18 protein-coding genes are annotated in these 20,546 nt (G+C 64.5%); 9 read left to right on the top strand and 9 right to left on the bottom strand.

The features are described from left to right. Positions 1 to 136: 136 nt before the first annotated feature. On the bottom strand, positions 137 to 499 hold the full coding sequence (locus tag ASF32_RS10055) for a hypothetical protein (RefSeq protein ID WP_056427265.1): 363 nt from the start codon (positions 497 to 499) through the stop codon (positions 137 to 139). Positions 500 to 598: 99 nt separating this feature from the next. On the opposite strand from ASF32_RS10055, the gene ASF32_RS10050 reads away from it, so the two are divergent. The 6 genes from ASF32_RS10050 (at position 599) to ASF32_RS10025 (ending at position 8,539) form a co-directional block, all read left to right on the top strand. Further along, complete coding sequence (locus tag ASF32_RS10050) at positions 599 to 1,531, top strand: LysR family transcriptional regulator (protein WP_056427262.1); 933 nt, start codon at positions 599 to 601, stop codon at positions 1,529 to 1,531. Between the two features lie 148 nt (positions 1,532 to 1,679). Then, the gene (locus ASF32_RS10045; RefSeq protein WP_156467756.1) at positions 1,680 to 2,468 is read left to right on the top strand and encodes an ABC transporter permease; all 789 of its coding nucleotides are present in this window, start codon (positions 1,680 to 1,682) and stop codon (positions 2,466 to 2,468) included. 7 nt (positions 2,469 to 2,475) lie between these two features. Beyond that, positions 2,476 to 3,231 carry an ABC transporter ATP-binding protein gene (locus ASF32_RS10040; protein ID WP_056427259.1) on the top strand — a complete coding sequence of 252 codons (756 nt, stop codon included), beginning with the start codon at positions 2,476 to 2,478 and terminating at the stop codon, positions 3,229 to 3,231. 138 nt (positions 3,232 to 3,369) lie between these two features. Beyond that, positions 3,370 to 5,172, top strand: coding sequence for a glycosyltransferase (locus ASF32_RS26960; protein WP_082470174.1), 1,803 nt, complete (start codon positions 3,370 to 3,372; stop codon positions 5,170 to 5,172). Continuing rightward, the gene (locus ASF32_RS10030; protein WP_056427256.1) at positions 5,172 to 6,089 is read left to right on the top strand and encodes a glycosyltransferase; all 918 of its coding nucleotides are present in this window, start codon (positions 5,172 to 5,174) and stop codon (positions 6,087 to 6,089) included. The genes ASF32_RS26960 and ASF32_RS10030 overlap by 1 nt, the downstream gene beginning before the upstream one ends. Before the next feature lie 5 nt (positions 6,090 to 6,094). After that, positions 6,095 to 8,539: a glycosyltransferase gene (locus ASF32_RS10025; RefSeq protein ID WP_056427253.1), complete on the top strand. Its 2,445-nt coding sequence runs from the start codon at positions 6,095 to 6,097 to the stop codon at positions 8,537 to 8,539. A gap of 281 nt (positions 8,540 to 8,820) precedes the next feature. On the opposite strand, the gene ASF32_RS25735 is transcribed toward ASF32_RS10025, so the two are convergent. Beyond that, on the bottom strand, positions 8,821 to 9,015 hold the full coding sequence (locus ASF32_RS25735; RefSeq protein ID WP_162239896.1) for a hypothetical protein: 195 nt from the start codon (positions 9,013 to 9,015) through the stop codon (positions 8,821 to 8,823). Between the two features lie 18 nt (positions 9,016 to 9,033). Between ASF32_RS25735 and ASF32_RS10020 the strand changes: the two genes are divergently transcribed. Beyond that, complete coding sequence (locus tag ASF32_RS10020) at positions 9,034 to 9,693, top strand: rhamnan synthesis F family protein (RefSeq protein ID WP_244477998.1); 660 nt, start codon at positions 9,034 to 9,036, stop codon at positions 9,691 to 9,693. 93 nt (positions 9,694 to 9,786) lie between these two features. Here ASF32_RS10020 and ASF32_RS10015 read toward each other — a convergent pair whose 3' ends face one another. Next, a complete protein-coding gene (locus ASF32_RS10015) occupies positions 9,787 to 10,743 on the bottom strand; it encodes a glycosyltransferase family 2 protein (RefSeq protein WP_056427247.1) in 957 nt (318 codons plus the stop codon). A 273-nt stretch (positions 10,744 to 11,016) separates the two neighbouring features. Here ASF32_RS10015 and ASF32_RS10010 point away from each other — a divergent pair, with 273 nt between their 5' ends. Both ASF32_RS10010 and ASF32_RS10005 read left to right on the top strand, forming a co-directional pair. Continuing rightward, a complete protein-coding gene (locus ASF32_RS10010) occupies positions 11,017 to 11,214 on the top strand; it encodes a hypothetical protein (RefSeq protein WP_056427242.1) in 198 nt (65 codons plus the stop codon). Positions 11,215 to 11,331: 117 nt separating this feature from the next. Next, positions 11,332 to 11,664 carry a hypothetical protein gene (locus ASF32_RS10005; protein ID WP_056427239.1) on the top strand — a complete coding sequence of 111 codons (333 nt, stop codon included), beginning with the start codon at positions 11,332 to 11,334 and terminating at the stop codon, positions 11,662 to 11,664. A gap of 139 nt (positions 11,665 to 11,803) precedes the next feature. Here the strand turns inward: ASF32_RS10005 and ASF32_RS10000 are convergent, their stop codons facing one another. The 6 genes from ASF32_RS10000 to ASF32_RS09975 form a co-directional block, all read right to left on the bottom strand. Further along, entirely contained in the window at positions 11,804 to 14,782 is a 2,979-nt protein-coding gene (locus tag ASF32_RS10000) for a response regulator (RefSeq protein WP_056427236.1), read from the bottom strand. Positions 14,783 to 14,850: 68 nt separating this feature from the next. Further along, entirely contained in the window at positions 14,851 to 16,239 is a 1,389-nt protein-coding gene (locus ASF32_RS09995; RefSeq protein WP_056427349.1) for a pentapeptide repeat-containing protein, read from the bottom strand. Between the two features lie 4 nt (positions 16,240 to 16,243). Then, positions 16,244 to 18,154, bottom strand: coding sequence for an AI-2E family transporter (locus tag ASF32_RS09990; RefSeq protein ID WP_056427234.1), 1,911 nt, complete (start codon positions 18,152 to 18,154; stop codon positions 16,244 to 16,246). Between the two features lie 84 nt (positions 18,155 to 18,238). Further along, complete coding sequence (locus tag ASF32_RS09985; RefSeq protein WP_056427231.1) at positions 18,239 to 18,619, bottom strand: response regulator; 381 nt, start codon at positions 18,617 to 18,619, stop codon at positions 18,239 to 18,241. A gap of 419 nt (positions 18,620 to 19,038) precedes the next feature. Beyond that, positions 19,039 to 19,500 (bottom strand): DUF4126 family protein, encoded by a 462-nt coding sequence (locus ASF32_RS09980; RefSeq protein WP_056427229.1) that lies wholly within the window; start codon positions 19,498 to 19,500, stop codon positions 19,039 to 19,041. A 154-nt stretch (positions 19,501 to 19,654) separates the two neighbouring features. Then, positions 19,655 to 20,392 carry a lytic transglycosylase domain-containing protein gene (locus tag ASF32_RS09975; protein WP_244478007.1) on the bottom strand — a complete coding sequence of 246 codons (738 nt, stop codon included), beginning with the start codon at positions 20,390 to 20,392 and terminating at the stop codon, positions 19,655 to 19,657. Positions 20,393 to 20,546: the final 154 nt, after the last annotated feature.

The following is a 20,546-nucleotide window of genomic DNA, read 5'->3' as shown; positions in this document are numbered from 1 at the left end:
CTCGCGGAGAAAGTCCAACCGATGATGGACGGTTCTGCCCCGCAGGACAGGCTTCGTGAAGAGGGCCCCCGCACGCTTCCGAGCAATCGCCCGGGCAGACGACGATGAGCCACACTCATCGTCGTCTGGTGTTGCCTCAATCGCGGGCGGCGGCCTCCCGTCGCGGCTCGGGCCGGGGCCTGCTCACCGCGACCGTGTCACCGGAGCGGGTGATCTCGATGGAATCGGCCGAGGCACCGAGTTCCTGCGGCGTCGAGAGGGTCACGCTCTGGCCAGAAGCCAGAATCGTCTCGAACCGCATGGCGCGGCCGGTTTCGGTGCGGGCCAGGGTCACGACGACCCGGTAGCCCTTGGGTTCGGCGGTATAATAGGCCACGCCGGAGAGATCGCCGAGGCTGACGCTGCCCCCACCCAAGGGCCTGATCGTCTCGGCGGAAGCTTGGCCGGCGAGAAGGGCACTGGTGAGGGCGGCGCTGGTGATGAGGTTGCGAAAGGTCATGATATCTGGACTCGCTCGTTGGGCGGGGCGCGGCGCGCCCTTGCTTCGAGACCGGATATGCTGTGCGCTGCAGCATGGATCAAAAAGATAGAATCTATAATGACTATTGATCACGTCGATCTGTCGCGCATCGATCTCAATCTCCTCGTGGCCCTCGATGCCTTGCTGGCGGAGCGCAGCGTCACCCGCGCCGCCGCCCGGATCGGCATCGGCCAATCGGCCATGAGCAGCAGCCTCGCCCGGCTCCGCACCACCTTCGGCGACGAACTCCTCACCCGGGCACCGGAGGGGATGCGCGCCACCCCTCGCGCCCTCGCCCTCGCCGAACCCGTCCGTACCCTGCTGCGCCAGATCCAGTCGCTGGTCCGGCGCGACGAGGCGTTCGATCCGCGCAGCGTAACGCGCACCTTCACCATCGGCCTGCCCGATTCGACCGAGGTGCTGCTCGGCCCGCGGCTCCTGGCCTATCTGCGGCGGCACGCACCGGGGATCAGCCTGCTCCTGCGCTCCATCGACCGTATCCGCATCCTGCAGGAACTCGATGCGGACAGGGTCGATCTCGGCATCGGCACGTTCAGCCACGGCCAGACCCACCATAAGCAGAGGCTGCTCTACCGGGACCGCTACGTCTGCCTGTTCAACGCCGACCTCGTCGGGCTCACTCCGCCGATCTCGCTGGACGATTACCTGCGCTTTCCCCACGTGCTCACCAGCCTGAAGGAAACGGCGCATGGCGTGGTGGACGACGCTCTCGCCCTCCTCGGCCTTCGCCGCGACCTTGCGGTGACGACGCCACGCTTCCTCGCCGTGCCCTTCCTCGTGCGGAGCGCGCCCGTTCTCACCACCATGCAGGAGCGCCTCGCCACCCTCTTTGCCGGAACCCTCGGCCTCGCCGTCAGCCCGGCGCCGCTGGCCCTCGACGAGGTGGCGATCTCGATGCTGTGGCACGCCTCCTATGACGACGACCCGGCCCATCGCTGGTTGCGCCAGACGCTTCTCGCTCTCGCCGACGACGCCGCACAGGTCGGGTGAGGCGCTTCGACTCGCGCGGCCCGGCACAACGTCCGGTCCGGATCTCCTGCCCCCGGCGACCCAAAACTTGCCAATGCGCGCAGGCGCGTGCTTTGGGAGGGCCGGCATCGGCTGCTCCGCAGGAGCAGGGCTCCGGGAAAGAGGCCGCATGGGTTTGGTAGCAGGAGGGGTCGCCGACGTCGTCGGAGGCTTCGGCGCGTGGCGCATGTGGTGGATGCTGGCCAAGAACGACGTGATCCGTCGGTATCGCCGCTCGCGCGTCGGCCAGCTGTGGCTGACCCTCAGCATGGCCGTGATGATCTTCGGCATGGGCGGGATCTACGCCTCGCTCTTCGGCACCTCGATGGCCGATTACCTGCCCCATCTCGGCACAGGCCTCGTGCTCTGGGGGTTGATGTCGCAGACCATCAACGAAAGCTGCTCGAGCTTTACCGATAACGACAGCATCATCCGGCAGGTCGCGCTGCCGCGGTTCACCTACCTGTTGCGGACGATGGCCCGGAACCTCTTCATCTTCGCCCATAACCTGATCATTTTGCCGGTCCTGTTCCTCGTCACCGGCACGGTGATCGACTGGCACATCCTGCTGTTCGTTCCCGGCCTGCTGCTCGTGCTCGCCAACCTGGCCTGGATTGGCTACCTCCTGGCCATCCTGTCGGCGCGGTTCCGCGACATTCCGCAGATCGTCGCGAGCGTCGTACAAGTCGCGTTCTTCGTCTCGCCGGTCGTGTTCAAGCCTTCTCAATTGCGGGTCGACCATCCCGTGCTCATTTTGAACCCCTTTGCCAGCATGCTGGACGTGATGCGCGAGCCTCTGCTGGGCCATCTGCCGAGTGCAACGTCCTACCTCATCCTGCTCGGCCTGCTGGTCATTGGCTGGCTGATCGCCCTGGCATTCTCGGGCAAATATTCGCACCGCGTCGTGTACTGGCTCTGAGGGCAGGATGGCTCATATCGTCCTCGACAAGGCGAGCGTCGAGCTCGCCGTCTACAATTCGCGCGGCCGTGCCCTGAAGAGCGAGATTCTGCGTCGCACTGTCGGCGGAGGACTGCAGAACGACCGCGACAGCAGCGTCCAGGTGGTGAAGGCGCTGAACGCGGTCAGCTTCGAAGCGCGCGATGGCGACCGGATCGGTCTCGTCGGCGGCAACGGCGCCGGCAAGACGACGCTCCTGCGGGTGCTCAGCCGGGTCTATCCGCCGACCTCGGGGACCGCCACCATCGAGGGGCGCATCTCGTCCCTGATCGATCTGTCCATGGGCATGGATACGGATGCCTCAGGCTACGATAATATCGAGATGCGTAGCATCATGCTGGGGCTCAACCACAAGCAGGCGCAGGCGATTGTGCCCGACGTGGAAGAGTTCAGCCAACTCGGCGAGTTCCTGTCCCTTCCGATCCGTACCTATTCCAGCGGCATGATGCTGCGGCTCGCCTTCGCGGTCAGCACGGCGGTTCATCCCGACATCCTGATCCTCGACGAAGTGATCGGCGTCGGCGACGCCGCTTTCGCGGAACGCGCCGAGAAGCGGCTCCACGGCATGATCCAGAAGGCCAGCATCATGTTCCTCGCCTCCCACGACAACGCCTCGATCAAGCGCTTCTGCAACCGCACGCTCTGGATGAAGGGCGGCACGCTGATGATGGAAGGCGCGCCGGACGAGGTGTTGGCGGCGTATGCGGCGGACGGGGCCGGCTGAGCGACCCATGCTCTGTCAGAAGCGTTCCTGCTGTGTGGATGATTTCAACTTCAGCTGGAATCTCCAAGGCAACCGCTTGTGCAACTTAATTGATTGCTTAGAGAAAAAGGGCGAAGTCCCCAAAGGTACCTCCCGAAAATGACGGCTCGAATTCTGCTGGAAGTACCCTCCTTCGACAAAGGTGGCCTTCAGAAAGTTGTTCTGGACATCGCGCTCGGCCTCCGCAGAGTCGATGGAAACGAACTCATGGTCGTGACCACTGGTCCCTTGGGGAGCATCGCCCGCGAGGCACAGGCTGCAGGCGTCACGGTTCGCCAACTGCCCGTGGATCGGGTGAATGAGGCATATCCAGCCCTGATCGACGAGTTTAAGCCGTCAATTGCGCAAGCGCATTTCTCCGACGTTGGGTATCCATATCTTGCCGCTTGCGGCGTGCCTATCGTCTGCTTTATCCATAACGTCTATATATTTCTGCCAGATTCCGCATGTGCAGCGTTCCGCGCAGGGGACCGCTATGTATCGAAATACATTGCGGTATCCCCGAAAGCCGCAGAATACGCCCAGGCCAAGCTCGGGGCGGCACCTGAGAAAGTGGTCGTGGTGCCCAACGGTCTCGACTTCGCCCGCTATCCCCTCGACCGGGCGAGTAAACTAGACCGGTCCTCGCTCGGGATCGGAAAGGACGACTACGTCTTTCTGAATCCTGCCTCCTACAACCTGCACAAGGGTCACTATCTGATCGCTGCCGCGATGAAGCGCGTTCTTGCTACGCGTCGTGACATCCGAGTGTTGTGCGTAGGCAACGAGATCTTCGCGCCACATGTGGAGGCGCTGAAGGGCTACCTTGCGAGCGAGGGACTCGACAAACACATCTTGATGCCCGGGTACTTCGAGGACATTGCAGACCCGATGGGAATAAGCGATGCCTTTCTCCTTCCGTCTTTCATCGAAGGCTGGAGCATCGCGATGAACGAGGCGATGCATTACGCAAAGCCGATGATTCTGACCGACACTGGTGGCGCCGGCGAGGTAATAGAGCGCAACGACACCGGTATTCTTCTACCGACCGAATATCCCGACTTCCTAAAGCTCGAATCCGCCGAGCTCGACCGGCTCGCCTACACTCCACAAAGCTATCGTCTCGCTGAGCCTTTGGCGCAGGCCATGCTCGATTTTGCAGCCAACCGCGAGCAGTGGAGCATGGCTGGCTTGCGGGGTCGCGCAAAGCTGCACCAGAGGCATGGATTTGACACTGTGCTCGCGCGCTATCAGTCCATCATGGACGAGGTGGTTGCGGCGGCTCCGGCTCCGCCCCCGGAAATGCCGAAACTCGTGACGCGGAAATCGTCCATAGCTCTGCGTATCGACCGTAAGCTGCGCCGGATTTACCGCGACGCCCGCTATCGCTACAAGCCAGCCTTATCCTTTTGGCTGGCAAACCATTTGTTTATGAACTGGATGCCCTACAGGATTAGGCATGCTTTTCTGAGGCGCTTCTGTCACGTCCGAATGGGGACGGCGTCGACGATCTGCTCGGGCTGTTTCGTCACCGGCTACAAGATCCAAATCGGTTCGAACACCGTCATCAACCGGTTCTGCTATCTCGACGGTCGCGTTACGTTGAAGATTGGCAACAATGTAAATGTATCGCATTATACGCTGATTCAAACCCTGACGCATGACCCTCAGAACCCGGACTTCGTCTGCGTCGAGGGGGCGGTGACCATTGAAGATCATGTCTGGATCGGTGCCCGAGCGACGATCTTGCCAGGTGTCACTATTGGAGAGGGAGCAGTCGTCGCTGCTGGCGCGGTCGTGACGCGGGACGTCGCTCCCTACACGATCGTCGGAGGAAATCCTGCCCGGCGGATTAAGGAGCGCACTCGCGATCTGCGTTACAAGACGCAATACTTTCCTCTGTTTGATACGGATATTCAATAATGGCTCGAATTTCTGTCATCATACCGCTGTATAATCACGAGAAATATATCGAGACGGCACTGGACAGTGTAGCACGACAGACATCGCCTGCCGATGAGGTCATTCTTCTCGATGACGGTTCATCAGATGGGGGGCTTGAGGTTGCTCGAAAGGCAATGCGGAACTTCCCACGCGGGCGAGCGATTGCGCAAGCGAATATAGGTGCGCATGCTACGATTAATAAGCTGTTTGACATCGCAAGTTGCGATTATATTGCCGTATTGAACTCAGACGATGTCTTCAATCCCGCCAAGTTGGCCCGCTGTCGAGCTTTGATGATACAGGATCCTACTCTCGATGTGATCGTGGGAGAGGCGGACATCATCGATGAGAAGAACCGAGTCCAAGATCACGGAGTTGCCGCGGATTGGATGAGACGCGCACTTGCCGCCCGGGATGCCCATGCATTGCCACAATTGTCGCTTCTCCACGAGAACTGGGTGGCGACAACGTCCAATATGGTGATCGCAAAATCATTCTGGCGCCGGGCAGGATCCTTCCGCGACCTTCGCTATTGCCACGATCTGGACTTCCTGATGACAGCCTTCACCCGGGGGCGCGTTGCCGTTGACCGCGGTTTTAAGCATATTCAGTATCGTGTGCATCCGCGGAACACGATCGCCGAAGACCTGGACAATATTCGCTTAGAGATTGCTGCCGTCTGGGCGAACGCCTTGCATGAAGGCGGCAACCGTCTGATTGGCGGAGATTTAGTAGACGGCGTCAGTGCCTTCATCGCTGCGCTCGAAAGCAAGGGCATGAGCAACCTAATTTGCCTTTTGCAGGCACTTCGCGGCAGCGCTCCTTCCGCCGCCGTATTCTACGACATCGTTCTACGGGGGACGCTCCGACAGACCCTACTTGGCCACCTGAGATAACCGGCATGATCATTACCAATTCATGTTCGCCGCAAGCCGACGATCTCGAGTTTCCGCGACCGGAGGAGCAGCTCGATTTCAATGGAGAGCGTTACACGTCAAGCATATCCGGACCGATTCGGCATCAGCACCATCATCGCTATTTGTTCGCTACGCGCTTTTGCCTCGGTCTTGATATTCTCGACGTCGCTTGTGGCGAGGGTTACGGCTCTGCGCTGCTAAGCACGGTCGCGCGAAGCGTCATCGGTGTCGACTTGGACGAGGCGACGGTCGACTTCGCACGACGAAACTACGTGAAAGACAATTTATCGTTTCGGAAAGGGGATGCAGCGAACATACAGGACCGCGAATCTTTCGACGTTGTTGTCAGCTTTGAAACGATCGAGCATCTCGTCGAGCACCAAGCGTTTATGATTGGTGTGAAGAATGCGCTACGAGCGGGCGGGTTGTTGATTATCTCTTCGCCCGACAAAGATGTCTACACTTTGGAAGACGGGCACGAGAATGAGTTTCATCTAAAGGAACTCACTCGACCGCAATTCGACGCTCTAATTCGAGGTCATTTTAAAAACGTCGCGATATTGGAGCAGGATTCCATCGCGGGCTCCTTCATTGGCCTTGACGGCGGCGCACCTGCCGACCTCGAGTTGCATTCATCCGTCGACGGGCAAGCCTACCGCCGCACACTGGGCGCTCCGCGCGCGCATTATCTCATCGCCGTGGCATCCGATGGGCCTCTGCCGCAGCTTTTCACTAGCGCGCTGAATGACATGGCCTGGGTTGGCGAGCAGCAAGGCCATCAGACTCACGCCGTCGCACTGGCTCGAGAAGTTGGTATCAGGGATATCGAGATCACGCGGCTTCAAGGCGAGGTTGCCGCAGCTCAGATAGTGATCCAGCATCTCGAAGACGTGGTCTCGGAACGGACCGCAGAGGTCGATGTCATGCGGACGGAGGTCGAGCGGCTTCAGGACCGAAACACACGGGGCGATGTGCGGATCCAGCATCTGGAAAGCGCGAGAGAAGCCAAGGATGCGGAGATCGGTCGGTTACGCGAGCAGGCGGACGAGACGACAACCCAGATCGCCGATCTGCGCCGCGAAATGGACCAGACCTACGCTATCGTAGCCGAGCAGAAGCGTCATATCGGAGAGGTTTTGACATCGACATCATGGCGGCTGTCTGCACCCGTCCGCCATATCGGTCGTCTTACCGCCAATGCGAGACGTCGCGTCCACATGTTAGTCGTGCCGCCCTCCAGGCAAGTAGCTAAGGTTCGGCAGAATCGCGTGCCGCGCATTCTTTTCATCGACTGGACTGTTCCCACGCCGGACCAGGATTCCGGTTCGCTCGATCTGTGGCATCAACTGAAAATGTTTCAGGCGATCGGATACGATGTCTCATTCATGTCGATCATAGCGCGTGTCGGCGATCCATTGTATCTCGACGCTATGCAAAACAGCAATGTCGATTACGTTGCGGTTCCAACCGACTCGTCTCCCGAGCAAGTATTGCAAGAGCGTGCAGGCGAGTTCGATCTCTTCATTTTGAACCGGATCCATGTTGCGGAGCGCCTGCTTGCCCATGTGAGACGTTGCGCGCCCAATGTACGCATCGTTTTTAACACGGTGGATCTGCATTTCCTTCGCGAGGAGCGGGAAGCGGCCCTAGAAGGATGTCAAGAAAAGGCCCGAGCTGCTGCGCAACGTCGTGTTTCGGAGCTGCGCTGCATGTCGGAAGCCGACGCTACGATCGTTTTGAGCGAAGAAGAGGGGCGTATGCTGGCAGGCTTGGTGCCAGAAGCTACAATTCACATTATTCCTTTTGCTCGTAATATTACATCTGATTGCCCGGATTTCTCGGAGCGATCTGGCGTTCTTTTCGTGGGGGGCTTTCTGCATACTCCAAACATTGACGGAGCTATTTGGCTGACGACGGATATCTGGCCGAAGGTTCGTCGTGCCCTGCCCCATGCGAGACTAGATATTGTCGGCAGTAACGCAACTCACGAGGTTCGGCAGCTTGCCGATCCCGATTCCGGGATTTTCGTGCGGGGCTTCGTGCAGGAACTGGAACCGATCCTCTCGCACGCGCGATTGACGGTCGCTCCGCTCCGCTTTGGGGCCGGCATCAAGGGTAAGGTGGCGATGAGCTTGGCTGCGGGCCTTCCGTGCGTCGCAACCCCGATCGCATCGGAAGGTATGGGGTTGGTCGAAGATCGCAGTATTTTGGTCGGACGAGACGTGGATGAAATCGCAGGGGCGATTATCCGCCTACACGAAGATCCCCTTTTATGGTCGCGCCTTTCCGAGGAAGGCAAAGTGGTGATGCGAAGCCGCTATTCTTTTGAAAGCGTCGGAAAGCGCTTCATCACGCTGATGAGATCCTTGGACATGCATGTTGAGGCGGGAGCAGTGGAAAGAGTAGCCTCAATTACCCCTCATTTTTGATCTGGGCACGATTCCGAGCGGATCGGTCTGATCCGCCGTCTTCGCAATGCTTCGTCCCGGATCGGATAAGATGCCATGTCCACGTTGTGGATCAGGCAGCGACGCGCCGGTAATGAGAGGGCCAAGCGATTGCCATCGATGGTTCCGAAGGTCACGTCGCGATCGAGATTGCCATGTATGGACTCCGTCGCCGAAGCCGTCTCGTCCCTGGCATGAGAAAGCATATGGACCATGTTTGGTGATCCAGCGTCCCGCTTTGCAAGGTTCAGCAGATGGTCATGTCAGCACGCCTGATGGCCATCGGCCGTCTCGGATTGCGTTCCCGCGCTTACCGTCGCCACGTCTACCAGAAGATCGCAGCGCTGACGCTTGGCGCTGCCTTCGTATCGCCGGCTGGTCAGCGCCTGCAGCAGGCGGTGGCGCGGTTCGGCATGCCCGCGCATCATCCCGACGTTCGGACGGCCGTCGTCGCGCACGTGTACTACCTCGATCTCTTGCCCGAGATCCTGGCCTGCTGGGCGACGCTGCCCGATGGGGCTCCGCTTCACCTTACGGTTCCGAGCGAAAGGATCGAGCAGGCTCGGCATCTGCTGCGGGGCATTCTCGGGGCGATCCTGCACCCGTGCGAGAATCGGGGTCGTGACATCGCCCCTTTCATTACATTGCTCAACGCAGGGACGTTCGACTCTTACGACGCGGTCCTGAAGCTGCACACCAAACGCAGCCCGCATCTGCTCGACGGCGAGATTCGACGCAAGCTTCTCTTCACCATGCTTGCGGGCGGTCGCAATGCGACTCTTCGGCTGCTGGCTGCGTTCGAAAAGCCCGATACCGGTCTCATCGGCTGGAAGGCCAGCTACCGGGCAGCGCCATCCTATTGGATGGCCAACGAGGCGCGTGTCAGGGCCATTGTGCGGCGGATGGGCATGCCTGACGATGCCGTCCGTCTGGGATTCTTTGAAGGGTCCATGTTCTGGTTTCGGCCGGCGGCACTCGCGCGGCTGCGGCATCTCCAGCTGCGCCCCGAGGATTTCGAGCCGGAGGAACGCCAACTCGACGCAACCCTCCACCATGCAATCGAGCGGTGCTTCACCATCTCCGCCTGGGCCGATGGCTTCAGCGTTCGTGGTCTCGACGGGCGAATTCTGAAATGATGCAGCGGCCGGAGTACGGTCCGATGCTTCCGGCGCTGGACACAGCCGGACATGCGGTGGCGAAACGCCCGTCGTCATGGCGGCCCGGAGGCCTTATTCGAGCCGTTTGAAAGCCTTCGCGCTGTTGTCCTGCCGAAGTGCCGACCTCGCGAGCGCGGCCTCCGGCGGCCCGAGTTTGGCACAGGCACCGTCGATCAGGCCGCGCCAGAGAGCTGTCCGAACCTCGCTGGAGAAGCGGTTTCGCCCGAGATACACCACGATGCGCAGGGGTAGGAGCAGCAGCGTCCTGGCCTTGTGGGCGGGAGGGACGTGGCTCATGCGCAGCATGGCCAGTTGGTTGCGCAGGAAGGTGTAGAGCCGTCGCGGCGGCTGGTCCGTCGGCGTGAGACCGAAAGGGAGCCGAATTCGTCCGCGGCCGAGTTCGTGGGCCATCGGAACATCGTCCGCGATCCAAATGGAGTAGCCGCGGTGGTTAGCCCGCATGCACCATTCCACATCGATGGCATCGATGAAGAAATCCGCTCGGAACGAACCGACGGCCCGCGCCACCTCGCAATTCACGAGGGAACCTGACGAAATCACGAATTGGACACGGGTCGCCTTCGTCTCGTCTCTGCCGCCCTCCTGTTCGGGCGGGGATCGCAACGGCTTGCCGCTCCAATCCGTCGGGCGAGGCCCGACGATGGCGGGCTTTTTTCCGGCCGTCGCCAGCCGTGCGTGCAGTGCGGCAAGCCGTGGGATCGCACCTGGCGGTGGCAGGCTGTCCTGATCGAGAAGCAGGAGGAAGGGTGCGCCTCGCTTGGTGGCGTGGTCGAGGAGTACGTTATACGCGACACCGAGGCCGAGATTGCTGCCGGGGCGCATCACCGACAGATCCGTCCCGTGTGCCGCCGCGCGGAGGGTTTCCTCGTCCTGCTGGGAGAATGCGGAATTCGCATAGATCACGATTTCCCGAACGTCGGGCGCGAGCACGCCGACGAGACGGAGAAGGTTCGCCTGGTCGGGATGATAGATGACGATCCCGGCTATCGTCTGCGTTTGCGCGGACAAGGTGGCTTCCCGTTGCGGTACGTAGAGGCGGGACTGCCATTCCGGTGAGCGCCGCGCAAGCTGCGGACGTCGCGTCGCGGGAAACGGTTCGTCCGGGCGAATGACGGAACCTGCCGCGAGCGAGCCCGTTATGGTTCAGCTAAGAGACTCTCCCTTCACCCGCCCGGCTCACGCCGCGGCGGGTTTTTCGTCGCAGGGTGACGGCGCAATCGATCCTCACCGCCGCTGCCGCGTTTCCCTGGTTCCAGCAACATCCGGGATGGGACACGAACCATGAGCGACGGTGCCACCGCAAGCGACAGCCCTTTCATCAAGGGGCGGAACGCCCGCCTCTACGGCAGGACACGCGAAAGCTGCCCCTATTCCGAGGGAAGCGACGATCACGCAGCTTGGATGCAGGCCTTCGACGAAGCCCCCGGCGGCGAAACCGAGACCGAAGCGGGAACCATCGATCCGCAGAACCCGACCTGACCGCTCGCCGTCCGGCCGGAAATGTCCGGCCGGCCTTCCCGTTTCGCTGTCGTCGTGCCCAGGTCTCGACGGGACAGCGATCGTGCGGTCTCGACCCTCCAAGCGCCGGAGTTCCGCATGAACGGACGAAGCCCGAAGGGCGGGTACGGCACCCGCGCCCTCTCTCGGCACATCCTGCCCGCTGCGGGAACGATGATCGGGGTCTGCACGACGCTGGTGGGATTGGTGAAGATCGCCGAGGCCCGGATCGGCCCGAGCCATGTGGACGAGGCCGTTTCGCTGACGGCGATCCTGTTTCTCGCCAGTGCGGCGGCTTCGTATCTCTCGATGCGCCTCGACGATGGCCGTCCCTTCGCTCTCCGGTTGGAGCGGATCGCCGATATCTGCTTCGTCATCGGCCTCATCGGCCTGTCCACGATCACGCTCCTCTTCGCCTACGAGTCGATCTGAACCGACGCGAACCGTCTCCCCGCCTGAGGATGACCGCCGATGTTCGACGGGGACCTCTGCCCGCGGATCGAGGCGTCGCCCGCTGCTTCAGAGCCGACGCCGAGGCCGGCCGCGGCGTCGGAGTTGAGCTCCACCCTTTTTATGAGGCCACGAGGGATCGCAGGGCGTCGGAGAGGTCGGACAGGCTGAGCTGGCCCTTCTGCAGCACTCGGTCGGCCTGGCCGGCGAGACGCCGGCGGTCGTCGGCGGTGACGTCCTTGGCGGTCAGCACCACGACGGGGATGTCGCGCCATTCCGGTTTCGCCCGCAGCGCGCGCAGGAAGCCGAACCCGTCCATCTCCGGCATCATCAGGTCGAGAAGGATCAGGCAGGGTTTCTTCACGGCCACCGCTTCCAGCCCGGCCCGGCCATGCTCGGCCGAGGCCACGCGCCAGCCCTCGCGGGTGAGCATCGCGGTCATCCGCTCGCGCACGTCTGCATCGTCGTCGACGACGAGCACAGGCCCATCGGATGCCCCTGCCTTGAAACGCTCCATCGCCTCCTTCAGGTGCCCCCATTCGATGGGCTTGTGCAGGTAGTCAGTGGCGCCGAGGGAAAAGGCGAGGCTCTGTTCGTCGAGAACCGTCACCATGATCACCGGCGTCGCCCCGAGATCGGGGTCGGCGCGCAGGGCCCGCAGCACCGACCAGCCGTCCATGCGCGGCATGGTTACGTCGAGGAGGATCACGCGGGGCCGCAGGCTGCGCGCCAGCTCCAGCCCCTCGCGGCCGTCGGCCGCGCTCGCGACCCGGAAGCCCTCCTTCTCGAGGAAGCGGGTGAGCAGGTCCCGCGTGGCGGGGTCGTCGTCGATGATCAGGACCCGGTCGCCAGTCTTCGGCGTGGCTGCCGGCTGCGCCGGGGAACCGTCGGGGGCCTCTTCCCGAGTCTCGGTGGCGGTCTCCCGGTATTGTGCGGGGATCCGGATGGTGAAGGTGGTTCCCTCCCCTTCCCGGCTCGCCACGTCGATCTGTCCGCCGAGCATGGTGGCGAAGGCCCGCGTGATGGCAAGGCCGAGGCCTGTCCCGCCGAAGCGGCGCGTCGTCGAGGCATCCGCCTGGGTGAAGCGCTCGAACAGCTTGGCTTGCTGCTCCGGGCTCATGCCGATGCCGGTATCCGTCACACGGAAGACCAGTGAGGTGGACCCGGCGATGCCTTCCTGCACGGCCGAGAGGGTGATCTGCCCGTTCTCGGTGAATTTCGCCGCGTTGCTGAGAAGGTTGATCAAGCACTGGCGCAGCTTGGTCTGGTCGGTATGGGCGATGCCGAGATCGTCCGCGAGATCGAGGACGAGGGTATTGCCCTTCTTGGCCACGAGGGCGTCCACGGTGGAGGCCACTTCCCGCACCATCTCGCCCACGGGAAAGGCTTCGGCATAGATCTCCATCCGCTCGGCTTCGATCTTCGAGAGGTCGAGGACGTCGTTGATCAGGCCGAGGAGATGACGGGCATTCGACTCGATCTTGCGCATGTCTGCGAGCAGGCTCTCCTGGCCGAGATCCTCCATCTCCTCCTGCAGCATCTCGGAATAGCCGATCACCGCCGAGAGCGGCGTGCGCAGTTCGTGGCTCATATTGGCCAGGAACTGGCTTTTCGCGCGGTTGGCTTCTTCCGCCGCTTCCTTGGCGGCTTCCAGCGCCTGCTCGGCCTCCTTGCGCGCAGTGATGTCAGTATGGGCGCCGACCCATTCGCGGACCGTCCCCGCCTCGTCGAGGATGGGGACGCCGCGCACGGCCATGTAGCGCCACACGCCGTCATGGCGGCGCAGGCGGTGCTCGATCTCGTAGAGGGTGACGTGGGTGACCGCATGATCCCAGGCGAGCTGCGTCTTCTCGCGGTCATCGGGGTGGATTGCCGCGAGGAAGCCGTGGCCGGCGGCCTCCTTTGGCGTCTGGCCGGTGAAGCGGGTCCATTCGGACGGCGCGACCGTGAAGCCGCCATCCGGCGGAGTCGCCCAGACGATGGAAGAGGTAGCCTCGGTGAGAGAGCGGAAGCGCTGCTCGCTCTGGCGCGTGCGCTCCTCCGTGAGCTTGCGCAGGGTCTCGTCGGTGACGACGAAACCGACGCCGTCCACCGTCCCGTCGGAGAGGCCCGCCGCGCCCGGCAGCGGATAGACGCTGATCTGGAGATGGCGGACGCCGCCCGGCGCACTCGGGGTCGGCACCGCGACGTCGATATCGGGCGTGATCAGGCCGTTGTCGCGCGCCGCCTCGAATTTCGGACGGAGCAAGTCTTCGAGTTCCGGGAGGGCGGCCCAGATCGGGCCGCCGAGGGACGCCTGGAATCCGCGCGCGTTCATCGTTTCCAAAGCGCGGTTCATGTGGCGGATCGACAGGGTGTGGTCGAGGAAGCCGAGGCCCACGGGGGCGTTGGCCAGAACTCCGTCGAGCAAAGCCGTCATGCGCTGGCTGTCACGGCGGCGCAGCAGGGCGATGCGGCCGAGGAGCGCCATCGCAGCCAGGGCCGAGGCCGCGCAGACGAGGGACAGGATCAGCCCGCGCCAGAATTCCGTCGTCTCGGAGCGGGCGAGGCTGTCGCGGGCATGGTCCTGGCCGACCCGGGTGGCTTCGCGGATGCCGTCCATCATGCGCTTGCCCTCCCCGGTCCGGACGAGGGTCACGGCCGCTTCGAAGCCGCTGGCATCCCGCGCTTCCACCACCCGGCGGGCGAAATCCCGTTCACCCGTGATGAGGGTCCGCAATTCCTGGCGCCGGGCGGTTCCGGGGTCGGCGGATTCCGATTCCAGCCGGTCGAGCTCGCCGATCTGTCCGTCGAGGGTGTCGAGCGCCCGTTTGTAGGGCGTGAGGTAGTTCGGCAGCCCCGTCAGGGTGTAGCCGCGCATGCCCGTCTCGAGGTCCTTCATGGTCGAGAGCAGGCGCTCGTTCAGCGTGATGATGTCGTGCTGGCGGGTGGCCTCCGTTCGGCTGCGCTCGGCGAACACGTAGTTGGCGAGGCCCGCGATGAGGGCGACCGCGAACAGGGCGAAGGCGACGGGTGAGCCGGGGATCCCCTTCAGGGCGGTGGGAACCGTCTTGGGGCTGCGCCAGCGCCAGAGGCGACGGGAGGAGGTCGGGGTGCTCATCGGGGCGGCTCGCGGTGATGTCGATGACGGATCGGTGGTGTGCGGGGGACGGCGCGTCCGGCGAATGCCTATCGTCGCAGCCGGTTGCCCAGCACGAAGCCGAACAGGCCCATCAGGATGATCCCGGCGGCGCCTTCGATCCCGACGAGGAGGTTGGTGAACCTCCCGACCGGCTTGACGCCGATCTCGGGAGGGTTCGCCGTCATCATGTTGAGGGCGCTGTAGCTGAGGAGGTCGAGGGGATTGTAGGTGGCGGCCCCGCTGCCGCCCTCGGGGATCAGCCCGCCGGCGATGCCGAACAGGGCGCCGAAGACGAAGATCAGGATCACGAAGGCACGGGCGATGCGCGAGAGGCTCTCCCCGTAATCACAGAGCCATTCCACGAACCGGTCGGCGACCCAGCGATAGCCCGATTGCAGGACGGGCTTCCAGGTTTGGGGCGCCCGGGTCCGTCGGGCCCAGGCCGCCCGCGCCTCGGCACCGGCATGGAGCCGGCCCATGCGCCGGCCGCGCTTGTAGGCCCAGCTCGCCTCGTCATGGCTGCCGATGCTCTTCATGTTGTGCTCGATGGCGAGATAGCTCGCTTGCGCGGCCTCGTATTCGCCCGCGATCTCCTCACCGACCGCGCCGCCGAGCTGATCCACCCGAAAGCGGACACCGGTAAGGAGCGCACCCGAGAACCGCGCATGGCGCAGACGGCACGACATCAAGTTGAGGCGCACGAGGTTGGTGTCGGACAGATCGGCCCCCGACAGGTCGGCCCCGTCGAGGGCGACGCCGGCGAGGCTTGCGCCGCGCAGGCGCGAGCCGGTGAGACGCGCCTTCTTGAGGCTCGCCCCGTCGAAATTGGCGAAGGTCAGGTTCATGTCGGAGAGGTTCGCCTCATCGAGGCGGCCGCCATCGAACCGGCTGTAATCGGCATCCGCTCCGGTGAAGTCGGCTCCCCAGAGGTCGGCGCGGGCGAAGGTCGCGCCGTCCAGCAGAGCACGCTGCATCCGGGCGAAGCGCATCGTCGCGCCCGTGAAGTTGGCGTCCTCCAGCATGGCGTCGGAGAAATGCGCTTCGCCGCCGACGATGCCGGTGAAATCCGCGCCGCTGCAATCGGCCTCGCTGAAATTCGCTTCCTCCAAGATGGCGCCCTCGAACCGGGCCGAGCGCGCCAGTGCCCCGACGAGGGAGGCGCCGGACAGGTTGGCGCCGGACAGGTCGGCCTCGACGAGATCGGCTCCGTCGAGATGCGCGCGGGACAGGCCGAGGCCGCGATGCCTGCCGTCCCACCATGGGGGAGCCGCTTCGCCGGTCGGGATGCGCGCCAGCAGATCCTCGCGCCCGGCCCGGAGGCCGGACAAGGCGAGCCGGTCCTCATCCGCGCGGAAAGGACACCCATCCGCCTCCGTGATACCGGCCAGAAGCCCATCGGTGGCGGCATGAGATTGGGCGGGGTCGCGAGCGGTCATGGCCTCAGCCGCGTCCCGCCCGCTCCGGCGCGGCATAGCGCAGGGCCGCGTCGAGGGCATCGTTGAGGGAGGTCACCAGCACGTCGGCGGAGGTGGTCCGGCGAAGGCGGTCGAGGGTCGAGGGATCGCGCTCGCGCCAGAACCCGACGAGCACCTTCACACCGGGAAGCTCCTTGCGGGCCTGGCGGACGGTGAGGCGGATCTGCGAGAGGCTGACCGGTTCGAGATAGGAGAAGCAGATCATCGCAATCTCGTCGGTGCGCTCCGGCCGCTTGTCGGCGCGCAGGTCGGCCAGCGAGGTCATCTGGGCGGCCAGACCATGGCGGCCGAGGATCTGGCTCAGCATCAGGGTCGCCGCCTCGTCGAAGGGACCGCGGCTCGAGACGCAGAGGATCGGGGTGGTGCCGCGCCAGTTCGCAGCGAGATCGTCCCGCGCCAGGACGATGCCGGCGCTGCTGCGATCCGGTCCGGCGGCGGCGATGGCCGCCGCCGCTTCGGCATTCGCGGCGGAGCCCGACCGCTTGATCGGCGCGAGCTTGAGCCGGTCGACCACGGTGCGGATCGCCGCGCCGACCTCGCTCTGGCGCGACCGGTCGAGGGCCCCGCGGGCGAGGTCGTCCTGCGCGAGGCGAAGGCCCGCCAGCACGACCTCGTCGTAATAGGTTACCAGCGCCCGCGCCTTCAGCACCTGCCGGCCCTGCTCGATCGCCTCGGCCGGGTCTCCGGCGAGCATGCGCTGGTAGAAGATTTCGGGCGGCGCCAAAGCGGGCTGGTCGCCGAGGATGACGTCGAGGAACCAGAGCCGGTCCACGTGGCGGCCGAGGACGACGAGACAGACCGTAATCGGCGTCGCGAGGACGAGGCCGATCGGTCCCCAAAGGAAGGTCCACACCGTGGCCGCCAGGATGACCGCCAGCGGCGAGAGGCCGGTGGAATGGCCGTAGAGCAGCGGTTCGACCACATGGCCGGCGATGGGCTCGACGATGAGGAACAGGAGCGCCGTGGCGATGACCATCGACCAGCCGGGATCCACCGCCGCCGCCAGGATCAGGGGCAGCAGGGCGCTGATGGCGCCACCGATATAGGGCACGAAGCGCAGGATCGCCGCCAGCACGCCGAACAGGATCGGACTCGGCACCCCGATGAACCAGAGGCCGGTGCCGATGACCGCGCCGAAGGCGATGTTGAGGGCGAGCTGCGCCAGGAAGAACCGGCTCAGCCGGCTGGTGGCGTCGTCGATGGCCGCCGTGGTGCGGCGCAGGTCGCCCGAGCCGGCGAGCCGGATGGCGCGGTTCCGCAGGTCTTCCCGCTGCAGCAGGATGAAGATCGTGAAAAGGAGGATCAGGCCTGCTGTGGCGAGGGGGTGCAGGATGGGCCCGACGAAGGCGCCGAGCGTCGTGGCGAGGGCGGCCTGCGGGGTCGCGACCACCACGTGGAGCGGGTTGGCGCGGCTGCCCGATCGGCCCGGAAGGTCTTCGTCCTTCGGGGCCGCGGGCTGCAGTTCCTCGCCGAGGTCCTGCACCATGTCGACGATGCGAGACAGGGTTCCGCTGCCCGAGGTCGCCTCCTTCACCGAGGCGATCTTCTCGCGGATGGTGATCTGGTAGCGCGGCAGGTCGGAGGCGAGCTGGCCCGCCTCGGTGGTGATGAGCAGCCCGACCCCGATGATCGCCGCGAAAGCCGCCACCACCACGAGGGGCGCCGCCGCGGCGCGCGGCACCATCGCCCGCCTCAGCACGCGCACGGCGGGCACCAGGACGAAGCTGAGGAGGATCGCCAGGACCACGGGTACGATGATGTCGCGGCCGAAATACAGCATCGACGCGATGGTGACGACCAGCAGGCACGAGGCCAGGATCGTGAACACCGGCATCGCCTGCCGCATCAGGCGCGCGGTGATGGGATCGTCACTCATGGAGGATGGGTCTTCTCGTCTCGACGCGTGTCAGTGGAAGCCCCGTCCCGACGGGACGCGCGAAGTCCTGGATCGTACCGTCGGTCAGGCCGGCGTTTCCGTGCCGCCCAAAGCCGCGCCGATCTGGGTGAGGAGCTTGGAGAAGTCGATGGGCTTGGGATGGTAATCGTCGCAGCCGGCCTGGATCGCCTTGTCTCGGTCGCCCAGCATGGCGTGGGCGGTGAGCGCGATGATCGGGATGTCCCGGGTGTCGCCGCTGGATTTCAGGGCGCGGGCCGCCGACCAGCCGTCGAGGATGGGCAGGTTCATATCGAGAAGGATCACGTCCGGCCGTCCGGCGCGGGCCTGCTGCACGCCGGCCTCGCCGTCATGGGCCAGGATGACGTCGTAGCCACGTCGCTTGAGACGGCGGGACAGGAAGTCCCAGATCTCTTCATGATCTTCCACCAGCAGGATCTTGGCCATCAACGGAACTCCGGCATCATCTCGACCCGACTCTTCGGGCCTGCGCTTGCGTGATCGTTCGTTCGGGAGGCCTGGATCCCTCTCGCACGACCACTCGTGTTGAAGACATCGGTCTCCGTGCCTGCCGGCCCGGCCACGACGTCCCTGCCCCCTTCGCCGCCGGCTGGAGCCGGATATGTCCGGCCGTGCGGCGGAGGGGTGCAAAGGCCATCGCCCTCTCCTCGCCCGGCCCCGGATGGTCGCTCCCCACGGCGGAGCGTCCTGGTGTCAGGCGTGACGATGAACTGCAACGCACCAATCGCGCTTCCGGTCCTCGATGCCGACAATTCTATCGTCCGTCACGGACGAGATACGAAGCGGCAAGGCGGGAAGAGATCGAATCCGTCGGCGGGGCCGGGAGGCGAAGCCCGGACGCGGTGCTAAATTGCGCTCGTGACGAGGATCGCGGCGATGACGGCGACGGCATCCTCGATGAAGGCGGCCGGCCGGTCCGAACCGAAGGAGGCGGCCATCCACGCCCTCGCCCGGGAGCCGACCAGTGTTCCGATGACGGCGCCCGCCGCGCCCGCCAGGGCTCCGGCGACGGGCTGTCCGAGACCCGTCCCGATCGCACCGCCGCAAAGGGCGCCGCTCGCGATCCGCGCGGCGAACTGCACGGGCACGGTGCGGCTCGGCGTGGCGGGAAGCGTGTCCGTGACGAACTCGGCGAGCGCGAGAAGGGTGAGGATGACGGCCGTCGAGCGGTAGCCGAGAAAGGCGAGCCAGTTCCCGTCGAGGGAGATCCAGCCGAGATGCGCCGCCCAGGCGACGGCCGCCGGCGCGGTCAAGGTCCGCAGACCCGCCACCATCCCGATCAATCCCGCGAGAACGATCCCGGCCATGGAGTTTTCCTGCTGCGACGCCATCGTCGAAGCCGGAAGATCGACCGGGCACGGGCCAAGTCAAGGTGGGCTTAGGGAAGCGGCGCCGCGCGTGTCCCCGATACGAGCGGCTGGACCGAACGAAAACGGGGCCCCGCAGGGCCCCGAATTTCCGTCACTCGCCGTCGATCTGGCGTCCGAGCTGGGCAATCGCCTTCTGGTAGACGGTGGCGGCGTTCCATCCCTGGATGGCCGCGAAGTTCGGCTCGCCCGGCTGGTAACCGGCTCCGGCCCTCCAGCCGTGGCCCTTGAGGAAGTTCGCGGTGGCGTTGAGCGCGTTGGGGGCGCTGTCGAGGCTTCCGCCGGTGCTGTAGGTCAGCACGTTCTTGGGCAGGAACTGGGTGTGACCGACCTCGCCATGGGCGGCGCCACGGGTCGAGGCGTTGAGGATGCCACGATCGACGAGGGTGAGGGCCGCGTAGAGCTGGTCGGTAAAGAAGTCCGAACGGCGGCAATCGTAGGCGAGGGTCGCCACGGCGGAGAGCGTATTGATATTGCCGCGAACGGCGCCGAAGCCCGTCTCCATGCCCCAGATCGCCAGGAGCGGGCCGGCCGGCACGCCGTAGCGCTGCTCGATCGAGGCGAACAACGCCGCGTTGGTCTGTTTCAGCTTGCGGCCGCGCGCGACGATGGTGGGGCCGCCGCGCTTGGCCAGGAACTGGTCGAGGGTCAGGCGGAAGCTCTTCTGGCCCCGGTCGGCAGAAATGGTGGCGCCGGAATAGGAGGTCTCCATCAGGGCGGCGAGGCTCGCGGCGCTGGCGCGTCCCTTCGCTTCCTGCGCGAACTGGGTCTTCCACGCCTCGAAACCGCTGGCCGTGTTGCCGCATTGGGCCGCCTGCGCCGTGCCGGCCATGCAGGCCAGGGCACCGAGGCCGGCGGCGATGATGGCTCCCTTGTAGCCGCGTCTGGTCATCCGAAACTCCTTCGTCGCGGCAGCTCTCAGGAGACCGCCAGCTTTGCCGATCGCCCTAAGCCGTTCCGCATGGGAAGGCTACAACCTTGCTGAG

The sequence above is a fragment of the Methylobacterium sp. Leaf91 genome, assembly GCF_001422815.1.
Taxonomy (GTDB): domain Bacteria; phylum Pseudomonadota; class Alphaproteobacteria; order Rhizobiales; family Beijerinckiaceae; genus Methylobacterium.
This window is presented reverse-complemented; position numbering and strand designations above follow the sequence as displayed.